The following is a 25278-nucleotide window of genomic DNA, read 5'->3' as shown; positions in this document are numbered from 1 at the left end:
CATGACGAAGAAGCCGATTGCGCTGATTACCGGCGCCAACAAGGGACTGGGCAAAGAGGTTGCCCGCCAGCTCGGCAGGCTCGGAATGCGGGTCTATCTTGGCAGCCGTGATGTCGAGCGCGGACAGGTCGCAGCGGACGGGCTAACGAGAGAAGGAGCGGAGGTGGTGGCGATCGCGCTCGACGTCACCGATGACGCAAGCATCGTGGCCGCGGCACGACACATCGAAGACCGGGAAGGACTGCTCGACGTCCTAGTCAACAATGCAGGCGTCCTCCATCGTGTGCCTGCGTTGGAGTCGGACGCGGCCAACATGCTTGCAACCTACGACGTCAACGTCTTTGGCACAGTGCGCACCATCCACGCATTCCAGCCGCTGCTCCAAAGATCGCCGCATCCGAGGATCGTCAACATCACCAGTACCAGCGCCTCCATGACGCTCACTAGCGATCCGGCAACGGCCTTCGGTCAGTCGGACACCATCGTCGCCTACGCCTCGTCCAAAGCCGCCGTGACAATGACAAGCCTGCAATATGCCAATGCCTTCCGGCGGCACCCCTCGCATGAGCATATAAAGATCAATGCGGCGACGCCGGGCCATATCGCAACCGATCTCAACAGTCATGCCGGCACGCGCACGGTGCAACAGGGTGCGAAAATCGTCGTGGACCTGGCGACACTTCCCGACAGTGGCCCCAGCGGGGGCTATGTTAACGAAAATGGACCATTGCCCTGGTGACGATTATTCTTGACTGATCATTCCAGAATAGCTATGTCAACACTCATGGCAAGGATCAAGGAATTCGACAGGGACAAGGCGCTGGAATCAGCAGTGGGTGTATTCCGGGAGCACGGCTTCGACGGGACGTCGACGGAGATGCTGGTTAAGGCCATGAAGATCGGCCGGCAGAGCCTGTACGATACGTTCGGCGACAAATGGGCGCTCTATCGCCTCGCGGTGGAGCGCTATGCATCCGGAGAGACCGAAGCGCACATTCGCGAATTGCGCGGCAGTGGGCGCGCAATTGATGGCATTGCCGCAATGATGGATCGGGTTGTGGCGGAAGCCGACCGGGCATGCCTCGGCGTCAACTCGATCTGCGAATTCGGCCAAAGCCGCCCGGACCTGACAGAGGTGCATCTTGCGGCCGATCATCGGTTGAGACAGGCGGCAAGGGAATGCATCACGCAGGCTCAGGACGCCGGGGATCTGGACCAGTCGGCGTCGCCAGATGCGGTGATTGATTTTCTTATTGCCAGCATCGCCGGCATTCGGATTGCTGCGCGCGGGGGTGCCGGGCCAGAGGTGCTTCAGTCTCTCTCGCGCTTGGCGCTCCGCGCACTCATGCCACGGTAAAAAAATTTACTCATTTCTGGAACGAACAGTCAAGAAAGGGCTGAAAATGAAAGCAGTCGTCATGAACGGCATCGGGAACACCGATGTCATGGAAGTCGTCGAACATCCGGAGCCCGTCGCAGCACCGGGCCATGTTCTCGTCGAGATTGCCGCGGCAGGCGTGAATTTCATGGACATTGGTGTTCGCCAAGGCATGGCCTGGACCGACATTCCAAATCCCAAAATACTTGGCGTCGAAGGCGCAGGGCGCGTTCTCACAGTTGGCGACGGGGTGACGGATTTCTCCGTGGGCGACCGCGTTGCATGGGTCTACGCTCCAGGAAGCTACGCCGAGCGGATCTCGATACCCGTCAGTTCGCTGGTTCGTCTGCCTGATTTCATCGATGACCGGACAGCGGCGGCAATCATGATGCAGGGATTGACGGCCAGTCACTTCGCCACCGATTTCTACCCGGTTCAGCCGGGCGACATTGCACTGGTCCACGCTGCCGCCGGAGGCGTCGGCCTGCTCCTGACGCAGATCATCCGGCTGCGAGGCGGCCGCGTCATCGGGCGCGTTTCTTCCGAAGACAAAGTCGCCATCGCCAAGCAGGCAGGCGCCGAGCATGTCATTGTCGATCGCCAGGGAGACTTCGCGCAGCACGTCCTGAATTTGACGAACGACAGGGGTGTCGACGTTGTCTATGACGGTTCTGGCCCCACGACTTTTCAGGGTTCTCTCGATAGCCTGCGCCGTGCGGGCACCTTTTGCTGGTATGGTCCCGTTCTGGGCGGTCCGGGTCTCATCGACATCATGAGCCTGCCGAAAAGCATCAAGATCGGCTACGCGGTCTTTTCCGATCATGTTTATGCACCGAAACGCCTTCGCGCCCGCGCCACGCAGCTTTTCGACTGGATTCGGGATGGCTCCCTGAAGATCAACATCGGAGGAAGCTATCCTCTTGAAGACGCAGCTTCGGCGCACGCGGACATGGCAAGCCGACGCACGACCGGCAAGCTGCTGCTCTTACCCTAAGGATAACATGATGCCCCCTATACCTCCCAAGAAAACAGCACTCATCTTCGGCGGATCACGTGGGATCGGCGCTGCCATCGCCAGACAGTTGGCCCAGGACGGCTTCTGGGTCGCGATAACCTATGTCTCGCAATCAGAAAAAGCGCGGCAGGTTGTGACCGATATTGAAGCCTCGGACGGTCGCGCGATGGCGATCCAGGCAGATAGCGCCGACCCTGATGCAATACGCCGCGCTGTCAGAGAAACGGTGGACCGATTTGGCAAACTGGATGCGGCAATCGTCAATGCCGGAGTGCTGAAACTAGCCAACATCGAAAATGTCACCCTGGACGACCTCGACGTTTCCCTTGCCATTAATGTTCGCGGCGTATTTCTCGCCATCCAGGCAGCCGCGCTTAACATGAAGGATGGAGGCCGAATCGTAACGATCGGCAGCAACACCGCGGTGCGCACTGGTTCTTCCGGCGGGAGCGTCTATGCGATGACGAAAGCTGCGGTCGCCGCGATGGTCAAGGGCGCGGCCCTGGACCTCGCACCGCGGAGCATCACTGTGAACAACATTCAGCCCGGACCAACGGAAACGGACATGACGGCCAGCATGGTGGCCGGACTGGTAAATGTCATCCCTCTCAAGCGTGTTGGTCAGCCCGATGAAATCGCGGCTCTTGCCTCCTATTTGGTGAGCGATAAGGCAGGGTATATGACGGGTTCGAGCCTCACGATAGATGGCGGGCTCGTACTTTAAATCGGTAGCTCATTGACAACCCGCATCGCTGTCACATTTGCGGGCGGGTTGCTCAACGTAGGTGTCTATCCCGATATTGTCGAGGAAGGCGTCATCGTGGCTGACGATCAAAAGCGCGCCGCCAAAGGCCCTCAGCACGGCTTCCACCGTCTCGACGGACTCGATGTCGAGATAATTGGTCGGTTCATCGAGGATCAGCAGCGTCGGCGGGCTGGAGCCGCCAAGCACGCAGGCGAGGCCGACGCGCAAGATCTGCCCTCCACTTAAAGACTCCACGCGCTGGAGGGCGGCATCCGCACGAAAACGAAAATTGGCCAAAGTGGCCCGGCAGGTGTTTTCAGTTGCGCCGGGGTTCAGTCGCTTGAAATTTTCGAGGATGCTTTTGCCGCGATCGAGAAGGCTGACACTCTGGTCCAGCATCGAGGCAGGGACAGAAACCGTGACCTTGCCGCTGATAGGCGCGATCTCTCCTGCGATCACTTTCAGCAGTGTCGTTTTGCCGGACCCATTTGGACCGGAAACCGCTACACGCTGAGGCCCGACGATGGAAAAGGACAGATTCCGAATAGCGGGATGTTCGTGATCATAGCCCGCCGTAACGTGATCAAACGACAGTACCGCCTTGCCGGCTGGCAGGTTTGTCGCCGGAAGTTGTACGGAGAATGGCTGAAGCACCTCGATCCGAGCCTTGGCGGAAGCAACCGTTTGCAGCGCATCGGCGCGCTGCCGCTCGGCAAGTTCCGTCACCTTGCCTCGGCTGGCCTCCGCCTTGCTCTTGCGCCGACCGAGGAGAATTTTTGGCATGTCTCCCTTGGCTGCTCTGCGTGTACCGGATGCACTCCGCCTGTCCTGTCGTTCCGCAAGGAACTGCGCCTTGCGGTCGATTTCCTCTGCTGTCTTTTCGGCATGCGCCAGGCTCCGTTCGGCGGCCTTCAACTCGATTGCTTTCGTTGCCTGAAAGGCACTCCAGTTGCCGCCGTAGCGTTTCGCCCCAAGCGTGGTCAATTCGACGATAGCATCCATATGTTCAAGCAGTTCGCGATCATGACTGATGACGATGGCTCCACCTTTCCATCTGCCGAGGAGGTCGATGACTGCTTGCCGACCGGCTCTGTCCAAGTTGTTGGTCGGTTCATCGAGAAGAAGAAAATCCGGCGTTTGGAAGAGGGCCGCCGCGAGCGCAGCCCGGGTGCGCTGTCCGCCGGATAAATGGTTGAGCAGAGTAGCCGGCTCGGCAGCCAGCCCAAATCGGACAAGGGACGAGACCATCCGTTCCCTAACTGTCCAATCGGCCTCCGCAAGGTCTTCCAGGCTGGCGGTACCGCTTTCTGCCCGGGCGAGCAACTCGATAGCCTGCCGTGCACCGAAAAGATCGGCCACCGTTTCATGCAGATTCGCATGCAGCATCTGCCGGACGAGCACGACCTTGCCCTCGATGGACAGGGACCCTGTGGATGGTGGTAGGACGCCGGCAATTATGTTCAGGAGGGTCGTTTTGCCCACGCCGTTTCGGCCGATCAAACCGGTCCTCTCCGGTCCGAACGACAGGTCGAGGCCTTGAAATACCTGATCACCGTCCGGTTTGGTCCAGGAAAGTCCTGAAAGCAGGATCGAAGACATGTGAAACCTGTTGCAACATAATTAACGACACGATACCGTGCTGTTATCAAACAATTCAGGTACGGACAATGGTCACCATCAGGATCCTCTCCATTCAACGCTACGAGGCGGTATGAAGTTAGCGCAGCAGCGTCCTGGCGGACGACCGACACGCGAGGGGGCGGCGAACCTCACAAGGCAAATTCTGGACGACGCCCGCGCCGCCTTTGCCAAAAAGGGTGTTGCCAATGCTTCGATGGAAGAAATTGCAGCAAGCCAGGCGATCTCCAAACATACCCTTTATCGGCGACACCTGAACAAGCAAGCGCTACTGGAGGCAGTGGTTGAGCGCGATCTCACCCGATTTCGGGTAGCACTCGCACAAGCGGCAAAGCAGCACGACGAGCCCCTGCTCGCCCTCCATGCCGTCGCGTTCCGCTATTTTCTGTTCGGCACGGACAGGGACTATTCGGCCTTCTACCTGTCAGTCACCGCAGAGGCCGTGCTGTCTGCGTCCCTTCGGGAAAGGCTGGCAATCTGGTCGAGCACTGCGTTGGAACCCATGGTCGGCACGATAATTGCTGCCCAAGCTTCAGGCGCCATCGTCCCGGGTGATGCATCGGAAATATGCGGTGTCCTCGTCGATCTGCTGGAGGGCGCCAACAACCGCATACGCCTTGGTCTGTGCGACGCGCCCGATGATGCTGAATGCCGCCGCGTCTTCGATAGCCGATGGACCATTTTCCAGACTGCCATGACACCGAAATCAAACTGAACGGAGATAAGAAATCGTGACGACAATCAACAATGCCAGCCCCCTGTCGCAGATGCTCAACAATGCGTTTGGAAAATTCGACAAGGACGGAGACGGAAAACTCAACTCTGATGAATTCAAGACTTTCAACGAGATCCTGAAACCCGGTATCGCCACCGATGAGCAGGGAAAGCCAACAGTCGACTACAGCGAACGTATGGACCACGACAGTGACGGATTGGTCAGCCAGGATGAAATGAATTCGACAGGCCTTTTAATGCCGGCCGACCTTTGCGATCCGAGCCTGAAATCGATGCTGGACTACCTTCTTCTCAAGGCCGATCCGTTGGCGGTCGAAGCCGCAAGCCTGCTAAAGGAAGAAGCCGACAAATCCTGACGGCACAAGGGAGCGACTCACCTAAAGCCGCTCCCTCCCCTTTTCCCGGGAAGGCTACCCTTGAAAACCAACCGCCAGAGCGACAGCAGCAAGGGGCGACGGTTCCGGCGACAACACATCATAGATGCAGGGCGCTGCAAAAACGGCAAGCACCAATAAACCGATGATCAGACGTTTCATGATAAAATCCATGACGTTGCTATAGTGCTCAGGCAAGCCTCAGCTCGACCGCGATGTTGCCACGCGTGGCCTTCGAATAGGGGCAGGTACCATGGGCTTCATCGACCAGCACATGCGCCAGTTCGGGATCTAAGCCCGGCAGGCTGATGTTCAAGCGCGCCTGCAGGCCATATGCGTCTCCTGCCATACCGAGATCAACTTCCGCGTCGATGGCGGTCTCTGCCGGCAATCGGATCTTGCGCTTGGCAGCGGCAATGCCCAGGGCGCCGATGAAGCAGGCTGACCAGCCAGCCGCGAACAACTGCTCGGGATTCGTACCGGGCTTGCCGCTGCCCGGAGGCGAAAGCTTTACATTGAGCTGCGCATCGTCACTCAATGCCGCACCGTCGCGTCCGCCGGTGGTATGGGTCTTGGCAGTGTAGAGAACTTTTTCGATCTTGGTCATGGAACACTCCTTCGTTCGTTCGGTCGCAGAGCGCGACGTGATTGACGGATGTGTTTTGCCGCATCCACGTATCCGGCATGTTTTCGAAAATGGTGGAATTGTATCGCAGCGTAGAGGCTGCGCCCCGGTCCTCTTCAGGGCAGCGCTATTTCCGCGGCAAGTCCGCCGCCATCGCGGTTGTAGATCCGCACCGTACCACCGATCGAGACCGAAAGCTGCTGGGCGATCGCCAGTCCAAGCCCCGTGCCTCCTGTGTCCCGATTGCGCGAAGTCTCAACGCGGTAGAAAGGTTGCATGGCGGCCTCCAGCTTGTCGTCGGGAATGCCCGGTCCATCGTCGGTGACCGTAATGACGGTGTTTCCCTCGCCCGATCGTTCGACACTCATCTCAGCAGCACCGCCAAACTTGAGCGCGTTATCGATAAAATTGGTCAGGATACGCCGCAATGCGTGCGGCTTGGTCACGGCAATCCCCTGAACGATACCGGTTACCGAAACAGCCTTTCCGACGTCCTGGTAGTCGTAGGCGATGCTATCGATGAACGACGCAAGGTCGATGCGCACGTTTTTTTCGCCATTGCCGTGTGAACTGCGCGCATAGGCAATTCCGTCCTGCACCAGCCGCTCGATTTCGCGCAGATCGCTGACCAGCTTGTCCTTTTCGGGACTATCGTCCGCCATGTCGGCGCGCAACCGCATGCGCGTGATCGGCGTCTGCAGATCATGTGAGATTGCCGCAAGGATCTGCACACGTTCTTCCAGGTAGTGTGCGATACGATCACGCATGGCGTTGAAGGCCCGTGCCGCGTGGGCAACCTCGCTGGGACCATCTTCGTTCAGGGGAGAACCTTGTCTGCCGGGATCGAGTGCATCGGCAGCAGCGGCGAGAGCGCCAAGCGGACGAATTGCGAGGCGCACCGCAAACCACGTACAGAGGATGAGCAGAACCATCTGGGCTGCGAACACATACGGCAGCCATTCGGCCAAGGGCATCACCCCGCGCGGGGTCACATCGATGGTCAGCGGCGAACCGTCCGACAGCGTCAGATGCCCCTGAAGCCGCATGTGATCGCCCGGAATGGCTTCGACGCGGATCGGAAACCTGTTACCAGCCGCCTGCCCTATCCGGTCCGCGATCTCTGCACCGCGCCCCGACAAATCCGGAACGCCGGGAAGTCCGGGACCAAGAACGAGGCGGTAGCTTCCTCGGCTCAGGCGATCGAGCCAATCGGGTCGCTCGCTGGCGGGAAGACGGTCGAGAACAGCGATCGACGTTGCCAGATCGCTTTCCAACGTTCCGAGCATGACGGCCTTGGCCGACATGTAGCGCTCGGCAAAGAGAATGCTGAAGGACAGACCATAGGCAACCGCCAGTCCCGCAAACAGGATCAGGAACAATCGCGAGCGAAGGGTGCCTGGCCACCAGCCAGAAAGAGACTTGTCGCCCATACTCATGTCCTGGGTACCGAGATTTCGACCGGGACAGAAAACACATAGCCTTCGGCCCGCACCGTCTTGATGTAGGTCGGCTCGCGCGCATCATCGCCAAGCCGCTGGCGAAGGCGGCTGACCAATAGGTCAATCGAGCGGTCGAACAGTTCGGCATCGCGGCCTTGCGTGAGGTTCAGGATCTGATCGCGATTGAGCACGCGTTGCGGATGATCGATAAACACCCGCAGCAGCCGGTATTCGGCGCCGCTCAAGGCTATTTCCGTTCCGTCCCGGTCCAGAAGATGCCGAGCGATGGTGTCGAGCCGCCAATCGCCAAACGTCAACAGTTGCCCGGCCTCGCTGATCTGCAGGTTGGGCGGCAACATACGCGTGCGACGCAGCACCGCCTTGATGCGAGCAAGCAGTTCTCGCGCCGCAAACGGCTTCGGCAGATAGTCGTCGGCGCCCATTTCCAGCCCGATGATACGATCCATCTCGTCGTCGCGCGCCGTGAGCATGATCACCGGCGTTGACTTGTGCTTGCCAGCGCGCAGTTCCCGGCAAAGCACTAAGCCATCATCGCCAGGCATCATCACGTCAAGCACGATCAGGTCCACCGTGCTGGCTTCCAGAAAACTGCGCATCTGCCGGCCGTCGGCGGCAACCGTCGTTCGAAGACCGTTCTTCTTCAGATAGCTCGATACCAGCTCGCGAATTTCGCGGTCGTCATCGACAATCAGAATGTGGTCGACATGCTCCATATCTGGCCTTTCAAACATTCGCACTTACGCGACATTAGTTCCGTGTGGGCCGCCGCGAGTAAAGCGGTTTCTCGCGACGGGCCCCATCATCAGAATTTCGCGACATCGATGATGGCTTGAGCGAATGCCTCCGGCGCTTCCTGCGGCAGATTATGCCCGATGCCCGCAACATCTCGGTGCTCATATCTTCCCGAGAATTTCTTTGCATAGGCCGATGGCTGCGGATGGGGCGCACCATTGGCATCGCCTTCCATGGTGATCGTCGGGATACCAATCACCGGCCCCATCGCGAGTTGCCTCTCGAAAGCGTTGTATTTCTCCTCGCCTTCGGCAAGGCCGAGCCGCCAGCGATAATTATGGATGGTTATGTCCACGTGATCAGAATTGTCGAGGGCGGCGGCCGAGCGGTTGAAAGTCGCGTCGTCGAACGTCCAGGTGGGCGATGCCGTCCGCCAGATGAGCTTTGCAAACTCGTGCGTGTTGGCGGCATAGCCGAGCCGCCCCCGCTCGGTGGCAAAATAGAACTGGTACCACCAGGAGAGTTCCGCGACCGGCGGGAGTGGCTTGCTGTTGGCGGCCTGGCTGCCGATGAGATAGCCGCTGACCGACACCATCGCCTGGCAACGTTCCGGCCAGAGAGCCGCCATAATGTTGACGGTGCGCGCACCCCAGTCATATCCGCCCAGGATCGCCTTTTCGACGCCCAGTGCATCCATGAAGGCTATCATGTCGGCAGCCAGCGCCGCCTGCTGGCCGTTTCGAGGCGTCTCATCCGAAAGAAAACGCGTCGTGCCGTAGCCACGCAGATAGGGAATGAGCACGCGGTAGCCTGCATCGGCCAGGATCGGTGCCACATCGACATAGCTGTAGATGTCGTACGGCCAGCCGTGAACAAGCAGAACAACAGGGCCATCGGCCGGGCCGGCTTCCGCATATCCGATATCCAGCACGCCTGCCTTGATTTGCTTGAGTGCTGCAAACGCAGTGTGCCCTCCTGCCTTGACCGAGGCCGGGGACGCGGCGCTCGTCTGGGCATGGGCGATCGTACGCATACCCAATTGGGTGGCAGCCACGGTCATGGCGGCGATACCGAAGAAGCGGCGGCGCTGATGGCTAAATTGAGGGGACATCGTTCTCTCCATATCGAGTGATCTTGATGTGAAGAAAGCCGACTCCACGTATCTCGCGTGTGTCCCGTCAAGCCCGGAATTGAATGCGGATGTAGCCTCCGGCGCCTTCGATACAGTCTGATACAATTCGCACCACCCGCCGACCGGGCTTGCCACCGATTTGTATCATTCTGTGGTGGATAGCCCGCGTCCTACACTGCGGTACACTTCCGATGGAAGCCCGACACATCCGGGATACGTCGCTCCGAGCAGATTGGCCCTGTTGCTGGTCGCGGCCGATCGCCGTCCAGAACCCGACTAACCGGTTTCAAGGAAACGACGATGACACTTCTCATCATTGCCTATCTCGGAGGGGCGCTGACCATCCTCAGCCCGTGCATCCTTCCCATCCTCCCCTTCGTCTTTGCCCGCGCGGGGCAGCCTTTTCTGCGGAGCACGCTGCCCATGCTAATTGGCATGAGCGTCACCTTTGCATTGGTTGCAACGCTTGCAGCGGTCGGCGGGAGTTGGGCGATCCACGCCAATGAATACGGTCGTCTCGCCGCGATCTTGCTGCTCACCGTCTTCGGGGTCAGTCTGTTGTCGCCACGCATTGCGAGCATCATCACCCAACCCGTCGTCGATTTCGGCAACAGGTTGTTGAACGCCTCGGGCAGGCCTGGCTCCGTGCCGACTGCCGCAAGCTCCTTTATCCTCGGCGTTGCAACCGGGCTCCTTTGGGCTCCCTGCGCCGGGCCAATCCTCGGCCTTCTGCTGACAGGCGCGGCGTTGAATGGCGCCAACCTCCAGACAACGTTTCTGCTCACCGCCTATTCTGCTGGCGCCGCAACATCGCTTGCCATCGCCCTAATTGTTAGTGGTACGGTCTTCAACGGCATGAAACGATCGCTCGGCCTCAGCGAACGTATTCGCCAGGTGCTGGGTGCCGCGGTTCTGGCCGGCGTCGCTGTCATTGCGCTCGGCCTCGACACGGGCCTCCTCGCACGGCTTTCCTATGCGAGCACGACCGCATTCGAGCAGGTCGTACTTGACCAACTGCACCAGAAGCCGGCCGCTGAACCATCCGCCGAGACGGTCAGCAATGACGTCGCGGCCGCCGTCAGCGACCCTGATCGGCCGTTCCGGAGCAACCTTCCCGTGGAGGGTCGCGCACCGTCGTTGAATGGCGCCGTCGAATGGTTGAATTCACCGCCGCTGACGACGGAACAGCTTCGCGGCAAGGTCGTCCTCGTCGATTTCTGGACATACTCCTGCATCAACTGCATCCGAACCGTGCCTTACGTCCGCGCATGGGCTGAGAAATACAAGGATCAAGGTCTCGTCGTCATTGGCGTGCATGCCCCGGAATTCGCCTTCGAGAAGAAGATCGACAATGTCAGAAAGGCGCTCGAAGACTTCAAGATCGGTTATCCGGTTGCGATCGACAACGACTACAAGATCTGGCGCGCCTTCGAGAACAACTACTGGCCAGCGCAATATCTCATCGATGCAAAGGGCCAGATCCGCTACCATCATTTCGGCGAAGGCAACTACCGCCAGTCCGAACAGGCGATCCAGGACCTGTTGCGCGAAGCCGGCAGCGAGATGGCGACGACCACAACGGTGACGCCCGATGCCAAGGGCGCCGAGGCGAGCCCCGACCTCAAGAACATCCGCTCCGGCGAGAGCTATCTCGGCCACAAGCGCGTCGTGGGCTTCGTCTCTCCGGAAGGCCTGCGTGCCGACACCGCCAACGCATATTCTATCTCGCAACCGGGCCTGAATGAATGGGGCCTCTCCGGAACCTGGACGGTTGGCGCCGAACGCGCCGTGCTGGACCAGCCGGACGGCAGCATTGTCTACCGCTTCAGTGCCCGCGACCTGCATCTGGTCCTCGGACCCGGCGCCACCGGCAAACCTGTTCGCTTCCAAGTGACGATCGACGGCAAAGCGCCGGGGCCCGACCATGGCGCGGATACCGATGATGACGGCTACGGCACGGTCACGTCGACCAGGCTCTACCAACTCGTTCGCCAGTCCGGCGACGTGGAGGAACGGACATTTGAAATCCGCTTCCTCGATTCAGGCGTCGAAGCCTACGCCTTCACCTTCGGCTGAGCCCCTCGCTTCTCACCCCCCATGACAACAGGAGTAAAACGCATGAACCGACTACAATCTCGATCCTCGCGCTCGCCTTGACCACCAGTATCATCGCTTTCTCGGCACAGGCCGCCGAGGTCAAGAACATCGTCATCGTCCATGGCGCACTTGCCGACGGTTCCGGCTGGCGCAGGGCATCCGACATCCTCGTCAAGTGCTGTTTCAATGTCACGTGTTGGTTTCCACGCAGAACTGAGCCGGCACATAGTTTCCATTGAGGATTGAGCCATGTGAACCTTCCCCCCAACGCGGTGAGCGACGGGGGCAACGGAGTGATCCACATGGGACTTTTAAACATCATCCGTCGGATGGCACTGCGAGAGAAGCAGTCGATCCGCGAGGTCAGCCGGGGCACTGGGTTGTCGCGCAACACGATCGCGAAGCATTTGAGCGCTGGTACGATCGAGCCGACGTTCACAGTACCGGTACGACCGAGCAAGCTTGATCCTTTTGCCAACAAACTTGCTGGCTGGCTGAAGACCGAGGCCGGGAGGTCGCGCAAGCAGCGCCGAACGCTGAAGTAGCTTCATGCGGATCTGGTGGTTCTCGGCTTTACCGGATCATGTGGCCGCAGGGCCAGCGGTCTAGTTGAAATCGGCAGCCTTGCTTGCCGCTGCGCCGCCAGCTGACTTTGTGACCAGGGCAGAGAAACCGGCTCCACGGAAGCTGGAACGGTCGGCTCGGCATAGCGGCCGGAATTGGCGGCCATCAACGCCTCGAGGCGCCCGACAAGTTCGCGGGCGCGTGAGGACAATCCGAGTTCGCCTTGCTCGGCATGTTTGAAAGTGTTGCGCAGCCGTGTTTCCACCGCCCGCCGAAACTGCGCGATGCGCTCGAACATCTCGCCGATCCTATCGAATGTCGTCTCGATGGACAGAAGATCCCTCACCGCCTTATCCCGCGCCTGCTGGACATCGGACGCGATGCCGATTTCGAAATATCCCTCGGCAATGATCCGCAGAAGCTCCGGCGAATAGGAGATGCGCCGTGCCGCGGTGACGATTTGATCGCGGAAACGATAGGGGTGGTTGAAGGTCAGGATCGCCTGAAAATCCTTCAGGATCAGTTCGCCGATGAAGTCCTCGAAATAGGTCTCCATCTTCTGGCGATGATCCTCAGACTCGATCAGCGATTTTAGGTTGCGTCGGAGATCCGAGAGGATTGCCCGCAATGTCTTGACGAACTGCCCGGCCTGAACGCGCGCCTCGCGAAGCGCGTGCGCCGCATTCGAGCGCGACTTGTCACGGTTTTCCGTCGATAGTTTTTCAACGAGTTCGAGACTGGTCTTGATATGCACCACCAGCCCGCCGAGCCGCTGAGAGACGTCCGATTCAGGCTGGAATGGCGCTGAACCACCAGCAACGCGCCCATCGGCATGTCGACTGTCACCTTCAGCCCATATTCTTCCTCTTCAAGCCAGCCGGTGCGGACCAGCCCCTGACAGACCTGCACCGCCACCTTCAGCGACCGATCGGCCGCCTCGTCTCCATTTCTGGCAAATTTCAACCGGCGACGCTCCTTCGAAACCACCTCCGGCAATCCTTCGACGGGATCCTCCGCATCGGCGAGCAAGTCCGGTCAACGGGAGATGAGATCGTAGATGGCATGCACCAGCTCCTGCGGCATGGGAAACACCGCTCCGCTGGAAAAAAAGCGATCATAGACTTCAAGCAGTGCCGCCTCAAGGTAGCGGTGTTTGCGTGAAAAAATGAGGAAGGCATCGTCACCCAGATATCTGCACAAAGGCCTATGCTGTGAACCGCTGCATCAATGACAAAAAACTTATGGTAGCGTTGGAATTTTATATGAAAAGCGGAAATTCTGAAATCAGCGGATTGCGGTGTTTATCGACATCCAAGCATCGTTGGGTCAGAACACCAATCCTAAGGCGCCTCCGTAAGAATTCAGCTGCGGCACCGCGCGTATAGAACATTTCCGGCGAAAACGGAGCGCCGTCAATGCTCTATCTCTTTGATTTTACGCAATTCCGGACGCACAACCGGTCTCCACTTTTGCTGGATCTGCTCTAGGCCGAGAGCCTCCACATCCGCACACGACCTGCGCCACGCAGTTCCGTTTCCTCGAGAGGGTCGCAAACAAATTTTGGTCCAAGCAGTTGGTGAGATGCATCCGAAATACGGATCTCATCGGGCTCCGCGGACGTTTGAATGCGTGAGGCAAGATTGACGGTCTCGCCCCACAGGTCGTAGGCGAACCGCCTTTTGCCTATGACACCAGCGACGATTGGTCCGGAGTGAATTCCAATTCTCAATCTTAGCGGTTCTCCTGCGAAGCGCTCGCGCTTAACCGCCTTGCGCAGTTCAAGTGCATAGTGCGCGAGGGCATTTGCGTGATCGGATCGTGCGAGGGGCAGCCCAGCGACCACCATCACACAATCGCCGATTGTCTTGATCTTTTCGCAGCCGTATCGTTCCGAGAGCCGGTCCGCCGTCTTGAAGAAGAAATTCAACATGGCGAGCGTTGTCACGGCTCCGACGCTCCGCGTTCGTTCCGTAAAACCGACGATGTCGGCAAAAAGCACACTCACCTCTGCGTGGTTGTCGGCAATTTTTTTGTTAGCCTTCAACCGCTCCGCAATCGACGCCGGAAGGATGTTGAGGAGTAGGGATTCGGCGCGCTGGTATTCACGCGACAGTCCCTCCTGGCTCTTCCTCAACGCCTCGTTCGTCGATTGCAGTTTTTCGTTGAGTTGACGCTCCCTCTCTTCCAGGAGTGTCATTTCATAGGCCTTCTGTTGAAGCCGCTGTTTGTTGTCGCGTTCGGCAGTGGTGTCAAGAAAAAGCAACCACACGCAGGCATGGCCGGCAAAAAGATGAAGGTCCGCGACACGCCCGTTGGGCAGTTCGACCATGGCAATATGATATGGGAGCTCCTGGCAAGGCAGTAAACCTTCCATGAATTCAAGCTGATCGGCAACAGGCTTGCCAATGAGAAGCGATGAGAGCCCGTAATGTTCAACGTTTCCGCCCTTGGCAGCTGTGCAAAGCCGGGCGTCAATTTTTAGATATGCGACAGAGTGCTCATTGTAGAAGAAATCATAAATCCAGTTGCCGACTTCTCTTGGCAATCTACGCATGGTCTATTCGGTGACTGTCAAGGCAAGTTGATGAAACGCATCATCAACATGTTCACCCGAAAGTGCACTTGTCAGATAGATTTGCCATCCAAGTTGCCTGAATTCGTCAATCTCGCGATCCGATATTTCCCACCGATCTCTCAGGTCGGATTTGTTGAACAGCAGTACGAACGGCATGGCGCCGAATTCGGCCTCGGCCCGCTCGCGCAGCGTGAGCGCAACGGCAAGGGTTGCGGCGCGGGTCCCATCGGCGACCAGCACGAGCCCGGTCGCACCCCTAACATTGCTGACGCGGAAGGAACCGATATCGTCTTCGCCGGCCAAATCCCACAAAATCAGATCCACGGTTCTGTTCGGGAGTGCGACAATCTTCTTGTCGATTTTCACACCCACCGTGGTCAAGTAGGCATCTGAAAAGATGCTTTGCACAAACCTGCGCACCAGACTCGTCTTTCCGACAGAGAAGCCACCCAACATGCAGATCTTCTTTTGCAACATACCAGCTCCGCACTACTCCAAGTTTATCGTAATCGAAACCCGGCGATTGGTGGAGCTCCCCGTTCGACTATTTTCAGGCACCACCGGTTCAAAGGTGCCAGCCCCCCGAACCACCAGCAGTCCCGGCGCGACACCGCGCTTGTTGAGCAGCGCACGAACCGTCTCGGCGCGGGAAGCGCTGATCGATACGTTAGCAGTCTCACGGCCTGTAGCGTCCGCATGGCCGGTCAACATGAACCGCGCTGTTACGCCTGACTTGCGAGCCTTTTGTGCGAATTCCTTTATCTGATCCGCCAACCTATCGAGCACTGGCACCTGCTCTGGTCCCGGCACAGCCTTGCCGGAATAGAAGAAGATATCGGTCGCCTGGATGGCCTCTCTCAAATAATTTAGTTCTGCAAGGTTCAGCTCACGCAGTTGCGAGACATCCAGAACCACTCCGTCCGCCGAAAGTTGTTCCGCGGCGGCCCGGACACGGTTGATCCAGTTGGCAGGAGCCTCACCCTCGGCAACGATGCGACCCTGGACAATCGAAAGTCTTACTGTATCGGGTGGAGACAGCGACGCCGTCAGCCGCTTCAACACGAACTCCGGCTCGAGGCTCTGATAGAATTGCCATTGCGAATGAACCCGGGCGGGATCGACCTGCGTTCCGGACAACAACGACTGCGGGTCGATGGCAAGCGGATCTCTCAGGCCGGAAATATAGAATTGCCCGCCCCTCGCCGTTTGTTCCGCAACGACAATACCAGGCTGGCCCTCAAGCCGCGACACATAGGCTTGCCAGCGCTCCGCCGCGCGTACTTCGGGGCTCACCTCACGAACCTTGGAGATGTCGAATTCCGGTCCCCCGACCGAAAGCTGTCGGGCCGCAGCACGCGCCCTTTCTATCCATGTGTCGGGAGCCTCACCCTCCGCAACAATGCGACCCTGGACGACCGAAAGCAGAACAGCTTCGGGTGGAACCAGCGACGCCGTCAGCCGCTTCAACACGAACTCCGGCTCGAGGCTCTGATAGAATTGCCATTGCGAATGAACCCGGGCGGGATCGACCTGCGTTCCGGACAACAACGACTGCGGGTCGATGGCAAGCGGATCTCTCAGGCCGGAAATATAGAATTGCCCGCCCCTCGCCGTTTGTTCCGCAACGACAATACCAGGCTGGCCCTCAAGCCGCGACACATAGGCTTGCCAGCGCTCCGCCGCGCGTACTTCGGGGCTCACCTCACGAACCTTGGAGATGTCGAATTCCGGTCCGCCGACCGAAAGCTGCCGGGCAGCAGCACGCGCCCGTTCTATCCAGGTGTCGGGAGCCTCACCCTCGGCAACAATGCGACCCTGGACGACCGAAAGCAGAACAGATTCGGGTGGAGACAGCAACGCCGTCAGCCGCTTCAACACGAACTCCGGCTCAAGGCTCTGATAGAATTGCCATTGCGAATGAACCCGGGCGGGGTCGACCTGCGTTCCGGACAACAGCGACTGCGGGTCAGTCGCAAGCGGGTCTCTCAGGCCAGAAATGTAGAATTGGCCGTCATGCACCTTTTGTTCGGCAACGACAATACCCGGTTGGGCCTCCAGTCGCGACACATAGGCTTGCCAGCGCTGCGCGGATTGCCAGGAAAGAAAAAGCCAAGCGGCTGCCGGGATCGAAACCAGCAGAACTGCAGCTACCACCAGCCACGGAAATCCCTGGTCTGAGTCCCCCTGCCTCAGTTCAACGCAGATCTGAAGCCGCGTATCTATGCCGGCCAACTGAGAGCCGTCGCCGTCAAACTGCTCTAAAGCCTGCGCATATTCATCATGGATTCGGAGCAACACATCGCGAACTATTTCATGCAGTTCCTCTGGCGGATTTCCCCGGATCACCGCAACCAAGGTCGCAAACGGTCCCACTTCCGACCAGAGACGAAGCTCTCCGAAGCGGATCGTGTCCAGGCCGCTCTGTTCTTTCTCGTGAAATGAATCTTTCACAAAGTCCTGAATGGCACTGAGCATCGAGGAAATGAGTTGGGGGTCCTCGCTCGTTGCATTGTCGGCAGTTACATGCGCGATCAAAAGCCCCGAATTTCGGTTGATGAGGAAGACATGTTCTACCCGATAGACAAGAGAATGCTTCAGGACAACTTCCGAGAAGCTGGCACCAGTTCTCCAGGATTCAAATCTCCACTTCAGCCCATGCCAGGTAAATATATGCCTTAAAGTTTCATTCAGCGACTGAAAGGTCTGGTCAATCTTTTCCCCGATCGACTTGCGAATTGCCGGCAGAAACACCGGGTACATTATATCGGTCAGCGTGCCGGGGCTCTTCTGGATCGACCGTTGCACAGCCCTCTCTACGGCTGGCGCAAGGGCCTCGCCGAGTTGCGCATGAGGCGCCCGTGCGGTTGCGCTGGCAAGAATGCCGCCCACTGCGTCGGCAAACTGCTCCGGTTCGCCCAGCAGACGCGTAACACGTGAAAGCTCAGATATTTCGCGGCCAACCAGCAACTGGCGCAGCGTTTCCATGCGATGATCGGAGGCTGGAACTCCGTCGAAACGCGCATGATGTTCCGGATCGACGTTCCGGGCAATTTCGACCAAAAGAAGAGCCAGAGCCGCGCGATCGATTTCGATTTCGTTCGAGGCAGCTCTTTGAGGAATTCTGATCGGGTCGACGCTCGACGTCAAGTCCCGATCAACTCCCTTTCCAGCTGCGTTCCGAGGTGCCATTGCTTCCGCCGGGATCCTGATTTATGCATTTTGCAACCTCGACAAACAGGCCAGCCAGAAGATTTCTGTCGGTCTTGACGTGGTTGAGATCGGAGAACATTTTCTCCATAAGCATCTGAATGCTTTCATTCTTTTGCTTGATTTCCTCACGCAGCAAATGATCGATGCGATTTATCCGGTCCGCAACGTCGCGCTCAAGCTCGCTCAATTGATCCGACAATGCGCGCACCTGCTTCTCAAGTGCCTGATTTTGCTCGCGAAGATTTCGGTCAATTTCCTTATCGGCCTCGGCTCGCGCATCTTTTTCGCTCCGCAATTGCGCCGCCAGAGACTCCACCTGCTTCTTTGCGTTTGACTCGTAGGTTTCAAGATTGCGCTTGGCCTCGGATTCGACATCCTTGAAGCGCTGCAGGAACCGCTCTTCAAGCTTGGAAAAACGGCGGTCATAGTCCTGCATCTGGTTGCCGAAAAGCAGATCGCGTATCTTGTCGACACCTACTGCGTCACCGGAGAGCCCGCTCTCGCGGGCTTGGGCCGCCATGAAGCTCAGCCCGTTTCCCTCAACATTACCTATGAGATTTTCATCCGACTTACTCGTAGAAGAAGCAGCAATCGAAGGTTCCTTTGCCATGCTTATGTCCCTCCATTTGTACACTTGCCACAGTGCAACCCCGTTAACAGGGAAGAATGTCAGCAAAACAGTTAACCCACAAGCTGGAATTCTCTTGACCCCGGTCTATTCATGACGCAGCACCATTCACTCGATCTGATTCGCGACGCAGACGAGCGCTACGTCGCCGACGTAGCAATGGAAGTTTGGGGCGATGCCATCTTGAAAGCCGGAGGCCGCGATTGGTCAGGGATCAAAGGCAGCAAGCGCGCGGTCGTCGGACGGTGACAGTCTGCAATCTATGCGGATTCTATACCCGATATACTCAACCTGAGGGCCACACTAGATGACCAGCTGCGCTGGAGCAACTGGGGGACAAAAACGCCGAATGCCCCACGAGGGGGCTTTATTGGGATCGCAAGAATGGTTGGTTGCGGGGGCCCAAATCCACAGAGACTTGTGTGTTTCGACCCGGATCGGCAAGGGCGGAACTATTGCTGCTTCAGGTCGAGTTGATTTGCCTTTCCAGCATAGCAACAACCGGGATCGGGTAGGAAGAGCGCTGTCCGCATTTGGTGATGGGACGATGAAAGCTACCAATCAATGGTGCAGCTGAGATTCTTGTCGGCAACCGCTGTGACAACTGAGCGGCTGTGCTACCAAGATGGCTTCCCGGTGGCAACACACTGATCAACAGCGTCACCCGCCTCGAGGGCGCGGGGATACGCCCCCGTATTTACATCCATCCGTCGATCGGCAGCGAAATGAATATCGGTTGCACTGACTGGTCGACCGAAAAGGAAGCCCTGACCATAGGGACAGCCGAGCTCTTGCAAGGCCTGGAGTTCCATCATGGTTTCCACACCTTCGGCAACGACCTGCTTTCCCATTGCCTTCGCCATGTCTACGATGGCCTTCACGATGGCATGATCGGCGGTGGAGCCGGTCATCGCGCGCACGAAGGCGCCATCGATCTTGATCTGGTCATAGGCGAATTCCTTCAGATGCACGAGGGACGCGAACCCGGTGCCGAAATCGTCGAAGGCAACGGTGAAGCCCGCTGCCCGTAGCGCTTCGAGTTGCCTGCCTATGGCAGCGCTCTGCTCCGACAACATGACGCCTTCTGTGACTTCGATCTGGATATGTCGGGGCGACAGCCCGGCCGACCGGGTTGCGCTCAGGATTTCTTCGACCAGGCCGGGGCTGCCCGGCGATGCCGTGAACTGCGACGACGAGACGTTAATCGCGATATGCCCGAAATCGATGCCGGCCGCCTGCCACTCCCTGGCCTGTGCGACCGCGCACCGGAGCACATGTTTGCCGATTTGCCTGGAAAGCGCCGGCTCGTCGAAAGCTGCGGCAAAGGCCGCAGGACCAAGCATCGAACCATCAGGCTTCTTCAGCCTCAGCAGTGCCTCGAACCCGATCCGCCGGCCCGTATCGAGCGCTATCTTCGGCTGGTAGTAAAGCGTGAAGAGATCCTCAACGATCGCCTCTTCAGCAAGCGCCAGCGCCGCCTTGTCGGTTTTTGCATGATTGAGCCTGCCCGGTTCGATCCGGGACAATAGATACCGATCTTCGGATTGCAGCAGGCGTTCCACGGCGCAGTGTGCCAGCCGCTCCAGCACCCCGCGCTTGTTGGCGCCGAGCCGCCGCGGCACGCGGTCGAGAACACAGAGCGAGCCGAGCCGAAGTCCCGGCTCTATTTCCAGCGGGATTCCGGCATAAAAGCGGATCCTGTCGCCTCCGGTCACGAAAGGATTGTCGGCAAAACGGACATCGCGAGCGGCGTCGGGAACGACGAAGGGCATTGATGAGCGGATCGTGTGGTCGCAGAAGGCGTCTGTGCGGCTGGACCCGTGTCCGTCGATGCCCCGTTTTGCCTTGAACCATTGGCGTTCATGGTCAAGCAAGGTAATGAGGCCGATCGGCATGTCGGCCGCGAGGCAGGCCGCGTCGACCAGCGCATCGAGCACAGGATCCGGGCCAGACGACACGCTGGAAAGTTCTCTCAGCCGTTTGAGGCGAGCCGCTTCATCCGGCCCGGATCGATCGGGTCTGACCATTTCTTGGGAAAAAACATGCCGATCAACGAACTGAGGCATAGGTACCTCTACTCCTGCAGTTATTGGATTTTGCTCAGGCGATAGCCGACGCCGCGGATCGTCTTGATGACCTCACCGCTCGCGGCATCGAGTTCCGCAAGCTTGCCGCGAAGTCGGTTGATATAGACGTCGATCGTCTTGTCGCGCGGGTCGTACTCGCGGAAGAGCGCCTGGCGCGCAATGCAAGACTTCGGGCAATCCTCGCCGGCGCAGGCGTGAAGAACCTGCAATATCCGTCCTTCGAGGGCGGTCAGCGGCTGACTGGCGCCGTCGAAATCCATCGACAGGCGCCCAATGTCGCATTCGATATTGCCGACCTTGAAAGCAAGGCCCTGCCGGACGGCGTCGCGGCCCAAGCGCGCCGCGTGCAGACGATGGACGCGGGCGCGCAGTTCCTTGACGCTGAACGGTTTCATCACATAGTCGTCGGCCCCGACACTGATGGCGTCCGCGCGGCTATCGGCATCGCCGGCGCCGGAGATCATGATGATCGGGATATCAGAGCGCGCGCGTGCACTGCGAAGCACCTCGAGGCCGCTCCCGTCGGTCAGGTTGATATCGATCAGGATGCAGTCATAGGCGGCGAGTTCGTTGGAATGGATGAAGCGGTTCGCCAGCTTCACGGAGGCAAGGCAATCCAGCCGGTCCCGCGAATCCGACCAGTTCAGCCGCAACATATCAACGACGTCGCGCTGATCCTCTATGATCATTATGTTCATTGTCTTTTCGGATGCCTGGTTGTTTGGCCAATGCGTCCTTCCCGAACGCTATGCAGCTCAGGTGGCATCGGCCGCAGCTTCAGCTGCGTGTCATCAGCCGTCGATATGGGGGCTCGACTCAAGCTTTCCAAGGTAGCGAAGGGCGATGTCAGACGGGCCAGGCGATTGACGAAGTCCGGCCTCAGCTCCTTCAGGAAACAGAGTTGTAAATGTCCCGCGTCGCGCCGGACGACGATGCTCCCGATCAATACGTCAAAGCTGCCGATGACGAGATAGAGGTGGTCCGGAATCTGCGACTTTCCTATCCGCACAGTGGCGCCGCCCTCGCTGATTTCGACGACCAGGCAGCGAACGATCTGCGCCTTGCGCATCCATTGTCCGGTGAACAGCAGATTGCAAAAAAGGGTGACGGTGCGGCAATACCATCTGCGGCTGAAGTAGTCGGATTGAACACGGCTGAGATAGGTCGTTCTCTTGGTGTGTTTCACAGGATCGCCTCGATGCTTGCAGAGATCTGCCCCGCTATCGGGAGACAAACCACCGCATTTGGATGCATCGACTAAACCGGACCGTCCTTAAGCGACCGCCGCTCCAAATTTAAAAAAGGTTAAACTGAAGCGATCCCTATGGATTGCACCGCCTTTGGAGATTATCGAAAGGTTGAAACCCATAACCATCGAGGACGAGGCAAACCATGCGACCGGGACACACAATCGCCGGCAAAGTCTTTCGCTCTCTTGTGACCGCACTCAGGCAATGTGCGGCGGATCGATTTTCCGCCGGATTGCTTGCGGGTGGCATCTCCGCCCTCGTTCTCACATGGCCGCCGATGCCCGCTTGGCTCTGGTTCATCGGAGCCGCCCTCTTCGTTGCCTGGCGGCTTCGTCACGACGGGGCGTGGCCCAGGCAGCACGACGTCTGCGGGAACCAGGCGCTTCTCGAAATGGCCGGCAAGGCCGCGAAGCTCGGCGGATGGGTGGTGCACCTGCCAGAGCGGCGGATCGAATGGTCGAATGAGACCTGGGAGATCCACGGGCGACCAAAGGGCAAGACCGTAACCCTCGAGGAAGGGATAAACTACTTCGCACCCGAGTGGCGCGACACAATCACGCAGCACTTCGAGACCTGCGTCGCGACGGGTATGCCCTACGACATCGAGGTGGAGATCATCGACGCCACGGGCCGGCGAAAATGGGTTCGCGCGATCGGTGTCGCCATCCGCGATGACATGGGCAGGATCGCCCGCATCCAGGGCGCCCTGCAGGATATCGACGAGCAAAAACGACTGGAAAGCACAGCGAGGGATCTCGAACGGCGTTTTGCCGACTCTATGGATAATATCAGCGATGCCTTTTTCCAACTCGATCAGAATTGGCGCTTCATCTACCTCAACCGACAAGCCGAACTCCTCCTGGAGCGTCAGCGTTCGACGCTCATTGGACGCTTGATCTGGCAGGAATTCCCGGAAGCCTCGTCGGGGATCATCCGGCAGCACTACGAGCGGGCCATCCTCGAAAACATTACAGCCGACTTCGAAGTCTTCTACGAGTCGCTGAACGCATGGTTCTCCGTCACCGCCTATCCCGGACCGGGAGGTTTGACAGTCTATTTTCGCGACGTGACGAAACGGCACGCCACCGATGAACATTTACATCTGCTGGAAATGGCGATTTCGAGGACCGAGGACTTCGTCATCGTCACGAAGGCTCCATCACAGCCCGGAAACAGCCATGCCATCGTCTATGTCAACGACGCCTTCGTGCGGATCACCGGCTATTCACCGAGCGATGCGCTCGGTCGTTCTCCGAGCTTTCTTCAGGGAAAGCACACGGCCGCCTCGACCATCGAACAGATCGATCGCGCCATGGCGCTTCCAAGGGCGATCCGGGTCGAAATTCTCAACTACGCCAAGGATGGACGCGAATACTGGGTGGACATGAGCATAGCGCCGATTGTCGGCGCGGACGGACGCGCCACCCATTTCGTCGCGACAGGGCGGGACATCACGGACAAGAGGACTGCAAAGGAACGTCTGGCCGAAAGCGAAGAGCGCTTCGCGATCGTCGCCATGATGACGACGGATGCGATCTGGGACTGGGACATTGCGACCGGCCGTGTGCAATGGAACAGCAATATCGCATCCGTCTTCGGTCATGACGATGTGCCGGTCGAGGATGGATTCCGGGAATGGGAATCCAAGATCCACCCGGATGACCGCGCAAGCGTGGTGTCCAGCATATTGGCCGCGATTGATGGTCAGGTCGACACGTGGCGGGAAGAGTACCGCTTCCGGCGTGGAACGGGGACTTATGCCGAGGTCGTCGATCAGGGTCATATCATCCGCAATGCCGCAGGCGAGGCAACGCGCATGGTCGGTGGCGTCCGCGACATCACCGAGACCAGGCTGGATGAGGCAAAACGGCTGCAGGCACAGCGCCTCGAAGCGATTGGCCAACTGACGGGCGGCGTCGCCCATGACTTCAACAACCTGTTGACGGTCATCCTCGGGACGGCAGAGACCCTGGCCGACGAAATCACCGATCCCAGACTGTCCGCGATCGCGCACTTGAACCACAAGGCATCTCAGCAGGGCGCCGCCCTGACCCGCCAGCTTCTGACCTTTGCGGGACGACAGCCGCTCGAGCCGGCCTCTCTTGATATCAATGGTTCCATACGTGCCATGGAGGGGTTGTTAACGTCCGCGCTGGGCGAAACCATCATGCTGCGGCTCGAACTCGATCCTTCAGCGGGACATGTGAGGGCGGATGCGGCGCAACTGGAAGCGTCCATCATGAATCTCTGCATCAACGCCCGCGACGCAATGCCCAATGGTGGCAGGCTGACAATTTCAACCGCCCGAAGCGGCGATAACGCCGTGGTCCGTATTTCCGACGATGGCTTCGGCATGGACACGGGGACGCGCGCGAAAGCCTTCGAGCCCTTCTTCACCACTAAGCCCTTCGGCAAGGGCAGCGGACTGGGCCTCAGCACGGTCTATGGCTTCATGAGGCAATCGGGAGGCAGGATCGACATCGAGTCGGAGCCGGAGGAGGGAACGACCATTTCCCTCTCCTTTCCCCGACTCGCGCCGACGGACACTCCTGCCGAACCTGCTTCGCAAGGGGGGCTTCAGGGGGGCAAGGAGCATATTCTCGTCGTCGAGGACGATCCCATGGTCCGCGATTTCGCCACAGGAACACTGCTTTCGCTCGGCTATTCGGTCACTTGCGTGGAGAATGGGACGGAAGCGCTGCGCACACTCGAAACGGACGGCCCGTTCGATCTCGTCTTTTCGGATGTGGTCATGCCCGGCCCGATCGACGGCCGCGCCCTGGCGAGCGAAATCAGGATCCGGCATCCAATGCTCCCTGTCGTCCTGGCGACCGGCTATGCGGATATTGACGGCATCGGCGCAACCTCGCGATTGTCGCCGCTGGCGAAGCCCTATACGCGACGGCAGCTGGCAGAGGCCTTGCGGGAGGCGATCGATGCGCCGTCAGACGCCAGATGAGCGCTCAAGCCGGAAATGCGGCAAATGAGGAACTGCCGCCTCGCCGGCAGCGCTGATCGCTTTCGCCTTTCGTC

The 25278-nt window shown here is 58.8% G+C and carries 24 protein-coding genes and 2 pseudogenes; 12 read left to right on the top strand and 14 right to left on the bottom strand.

Annotated features, from left to right (window positions below):
* Position 1: 1 nt before the first annotated feature.
* Genes LQ231_RS21510 through LQ231_RS21495 form a run of 4 tightly spaced genes read left to right on the top strand, consistent with a single transcriptional unit; the run spans position 2 to position 3117 of the window.
* The gene (locus tag LQ231_RS21510) at positions 2-739 is read left to right on the top strand and encodes an SDR family oxidoreductase (RefSeq protein ID WP_230173841.1); all 738 of its coding nucleotides are present in this window, start codon (positions 2-4) and stop codon (positions 737-739) included.
* A gap of 45 nt (positions 740-784) precedes the next feature.
* The gene (locus LQ231_RS21505; protein ID WP_230174999.1) at positions 785-1357 is read left to right on the top strand and encodes a TetR/AcrR family transcriptional regulator; all 573 of its coding nucleotides are present in this window, start codon (positions 785-787) and stop codon (positions 1355-1357) included.
* Between the two features lie 46 nt (positions 1358-1403).
* Positions 1404-2372, top strand: coding sequence for a quinone oxidoreductase (locus tag LQ231_RS21500; protein WP_230173840.1), 969 nt, complete (start codon positions 1404-1406; stop codon positions 2370-2372).
* 7 nt (positions 2373-2379) lie between these two features.
* Positions 2380-3117, top strand: coding sequence for an SDR family oxidoreductase (locus LQ231_RS21495; protein ID WP_230173839.1), 738 nt, complete (start codon positions 2380-2382; stop codon positions 3115-3117).
* A gap of 9 nt (positions 3118-3126) precedes the next feature.
* Here LQ231_RS21495 and LQ231_RS21490 read toward each other — a convergent pair whose 3' ends face one another.
* Entirely contained in the window at positions 3127-4737 is a 1611-nt protein-coding gene (locus tag LQ231_RS21490) for an ABC-F family ATP-binding cassette domain-containing protein (protein WP_230173838.1), read from the bottom strand.
* A gap of 112 nt (positions 4738-4849) precedes the next feature.
* Here LQ231_RS21490 and LQ231_RS21485 point away from each other — a divergent pair, with 112 nt between their 5' ends.
* The gene (locus LQ231_RS21485) at positions 4850-5491 is read left to right on the top strand and encodes a TetR/AcrR family transcriptional regulator (protein ID WP_230173837.1); all 642 of its coding nucleotides are present in this window, start codon (positions 4850-4852) and stop codon (positions 5489-5491) included.
* Between the two features lie 16 nt (positions 5492-5507).
* The gene (locus LQ231_RS21480) at positions 5508-5867 is read left to right on the top strand and encodes an EF-hand domain-containing protein (protein WP_230173836.1); all 360 of its coding nucleotides are present in this window, start codon (positions 5508-5510) and stop codon (positions 5865-5867) included.
* 54 nt (positions 5868-5921) lie between these two features.
* On the opposite strand, the gene LQ231_RS27235 is transcribed toward LQ231_RS21480, so the two are convergent.
* The 5 genes from LQ231_RS27235 to LQ231_RS21460 form a co-directional block, all read right to left on the bottom strand.
* Positions 5922-6047 (bottom strand): hypothetical protein, encoded by a 126-nt coding sequence (locus LQ231_RS27235; protein WP_290371381.1) that lies wholly within the window; start codon positions 6045-6047, stop codon positions 5922-5924.
* 28 nt (positions 6048-6075) lie between these two features.
* Positions 6076-6492 (bottom strand): organic hydroperoxide resistance protein, encoded by a 417-nt coding sequence (locus tag LQ231_RS21475; protein WP_113143664.1) that lies wholly within the window; start codon positions 6490-6492, stop codon positions 6076-6078.
* A 134-nt stretch (positions 6493-6626) separates the two neighbouring features.
* Entirely contained in the window at positions 6627-7940 is a 1314-nt protein-coding gene (locus LQ231_RS21470) for a HAMP domain-containing sensor histidine kinase (protein WP_230173835.1), read from the bottom strand.
* Positions 7941-7942: 2 nt separating this feature from the next.
* Complete coding sequence (locus tag LQ231_RS21465) at positions 7943-8683, bottom strand: response regulator (protein ID WP_230174998.1); 741 nt, start codon at positions 8681-8683, stop codon at positions 7943-7945.
* Positions 8684-8772: 89 nt separating this feature from the next.
* Complete coding sequence (locus LQ231_RS21460) at positions 8773-9813, bottom strand: alpha/beta hydrolase (protein WP_230173834.1); 1041 nt, start codon at positions 9811-9813, stop codon at positions 8773-8775.
* 321 nt (positions 9814-10134) lie between these two features.
* Here LQ231_RS21460 and LQ231_RS21455 point away from each other — a divergent pair, with 321 nt between their 5' ends.
* From LQ231_RS21455 to LQ231_RS21445, 3 genes and pseudogenes are all read left to right on the top strand, one after another.
* On the top strand, positions 10135-11910 hold the full coding sequence (locus LQ231_RS21455; protein ID WP_230173833.1) for a cytochrome c biogenesis protein DipZ: 1776 nt from the start codon (positions 10135-10137) through the stop codon (positions 11908-11910).
* A gap of 56 nt (positions 11911-11966) precedes the next feature.
* Positions 11967-12125 (top strand): annotated as a pseudogene (locus tag LQ231_RS21450) (alpha/beta hydrolase); the annotation flags it as partial.
* A gap of 108 nt (positions 12126-12233) precedes the next feature.
* A pseudogene (locus tag LQ231_RS21445) lies at positions 12234-12473 on the top strand (IS21 family transposase); the annotation flags it as partial.
* 5 nt (positions 12474-12478) lie between these two features.
* On the opposite strand, the gene LQ231_RS21440 reads toward LQ231_RS21445, so the two are convergent.
* On the bottom strand, positions 12479-13354 hold the full coding sequence (locus tag LQ231_RS21440; protein WP_290371390.1) for a Wadjet anti-phage system protein JetA family protein: 876 nt from the start codon (positions 13352-13354) through the stop codon (positions 12479-12481).
* On the opposite strand from LQ231_RS21440, the gene LQ231_RS21435 reads away from it, so the two are divergent.
* A complete protein-coding gene (locus LQ231_RS21435) occupies positions 13294-13656 on the top strand; it encodes a hypothetical protein (protein WP_230173831.1) in 363 nt (120 codons plus the stop codon). The two genes, LQ231_RS21440 and LQ231_RS21435, sit on opposite strands and share 61 nt — an antisense overlap.
* Before the next feature lie 322 nt (positions 13657-13978).
* Here LQ231_RS21435 and LQ231_RS21430 read toward each other — a convergent pair whose 3' ends face one another.
* The 4 genes from LQ231_RS21430 to LQ231_RS21415 form a co-directional block, all read right to left on the bottom strand.
* Entirely contained in the window at positions 13979-15049 is a 1071-nt protein-coding gene (locus LQ231_RS21430; protein WP_230173828.1) for an adenylate/guanylate cyclase domain-containing protein, read from the bottom strand.
* 3 nt (positions 15050-15052) lie between these two features.
* Positions 15053-15547 carry a Rab family GTPase gene (locus LQ231_RS21425; RefSeq protein WP_230173827.1) on the bottom strand — a complete coding sequence of 165 codons (495 nt, stop codon included), beginning with the start codon at positions 15545-15547 and terminating at the stop codon, positions 15053-15055.
* A gap of 12 nt (positions 15548-15559) precedes the next feature.
* Positions 15560-18055, bottom strand: a complete 2496-nt coding sequence (locus LQ231_RS21420) for an OmpA family protein (protein ID WP_230173825.1) — start codon at positions 18053-18055, stop codon at positions 15560-15562.
* A 169-nt stretch (positions 18056-18224) separates the two neighbouring features.
* Positions 18225-18890 carry a hypothetical protein gene (locus LQ231_RS21415; protein WP_230173823.1) on the bottom strand — a complete coding sequence of 222 codons (666 nt, stop codon included), beginning with the start codon at positions 18888-18890 and terminating at the stop codon, positions 18225-18227.
* Between the two features lie 111 nt (positions 18891-19001).
* Between LQ231_RS21415 and LQ231_RS21410 the strand changes: the two genes are divergently transcribed.
* A complete protein-coding gene (locus tag LQ231_RS21410; RefSeq protein WP_230173821.1) occupies positions 19002-19157 on the top strand; it encodes a hypothetical protein in 156 nt (51 codons plus the stop codon).
* 368 nt (positions 19158-19525) lie between these two features.
* On the opposite strand, the gene LQ231_RS21405 is transcribed toward LQ231_RS21410, so the two are convergent.
* From LQ231_RS21405 to LQ231_RS21395, 3 genes are read right to left on the bottom strand one after another with little or no spacing between them, the layout of a single operon-like run.
* Positions 19526-20974 (bottom strand): EAL domain-containing protein, encoded by a 1449-nt coding sequence (locus LQ231_RS21405; RefSeq protein WP_230173819.1) that lies wholly within the window; start codon positions 20972-20974, stop codon positions 19526-19528.
* Positions 20975-20994: 20 nt separating this feature from the next.
* Positions 20995-21693 carry a response regulator transcription factor gene (locus tag LQ231_RS21400; RefSeq protein WP_230173817.1) on the bottom strand — a complete coding sequence of 233 codons (699 nt, stop codon included), beginning with the start codon at positions 21691-21693 and terminating at the stop codon, positions 20995-20997.
* Positions 21690-22181: a hypothetical protein gene (locus LQ231_RS21395; protein ID WP_230173815.1), complete on the bottom strand. Its 492-nt coding sequence runs from the start codon at positions 22179-22181 to the stop codon at positions 21690-21692. Before LQ231_RS21395 ends, LQ231_RS21400 begins: the two co-directional genes overlap by 4 nt.
* Before the next feature lie 206 nt (positions 22182-22387).
* Between LQ231_RS21395 and LQ231_RS21390 the strand changes: the two genes are divergently transcribed.
* Entirely contained in the window at positions 22388-25204 is a 2817-nt protein-coding gene (locus LQ231_RS21390; protein ID WP_230173813.1) for a PAS domain S-box protein, read from the top strand.
* Positions 25205-25278: the final 74 nt, after the last annotated feature.

Origin of the sequence: Rhizobium sp. CECT 9324, from assembly GCF_918741265.1 — a bacterium.
GTDB lineage: Bacteria > Pseudomonadota > Alphaproteobacteria > Rhizobiales > Rhizobiaceae > Allorhizobium.
This window is presented reverse-complemented; position numbering and strand designations above follow the sequence as displayed.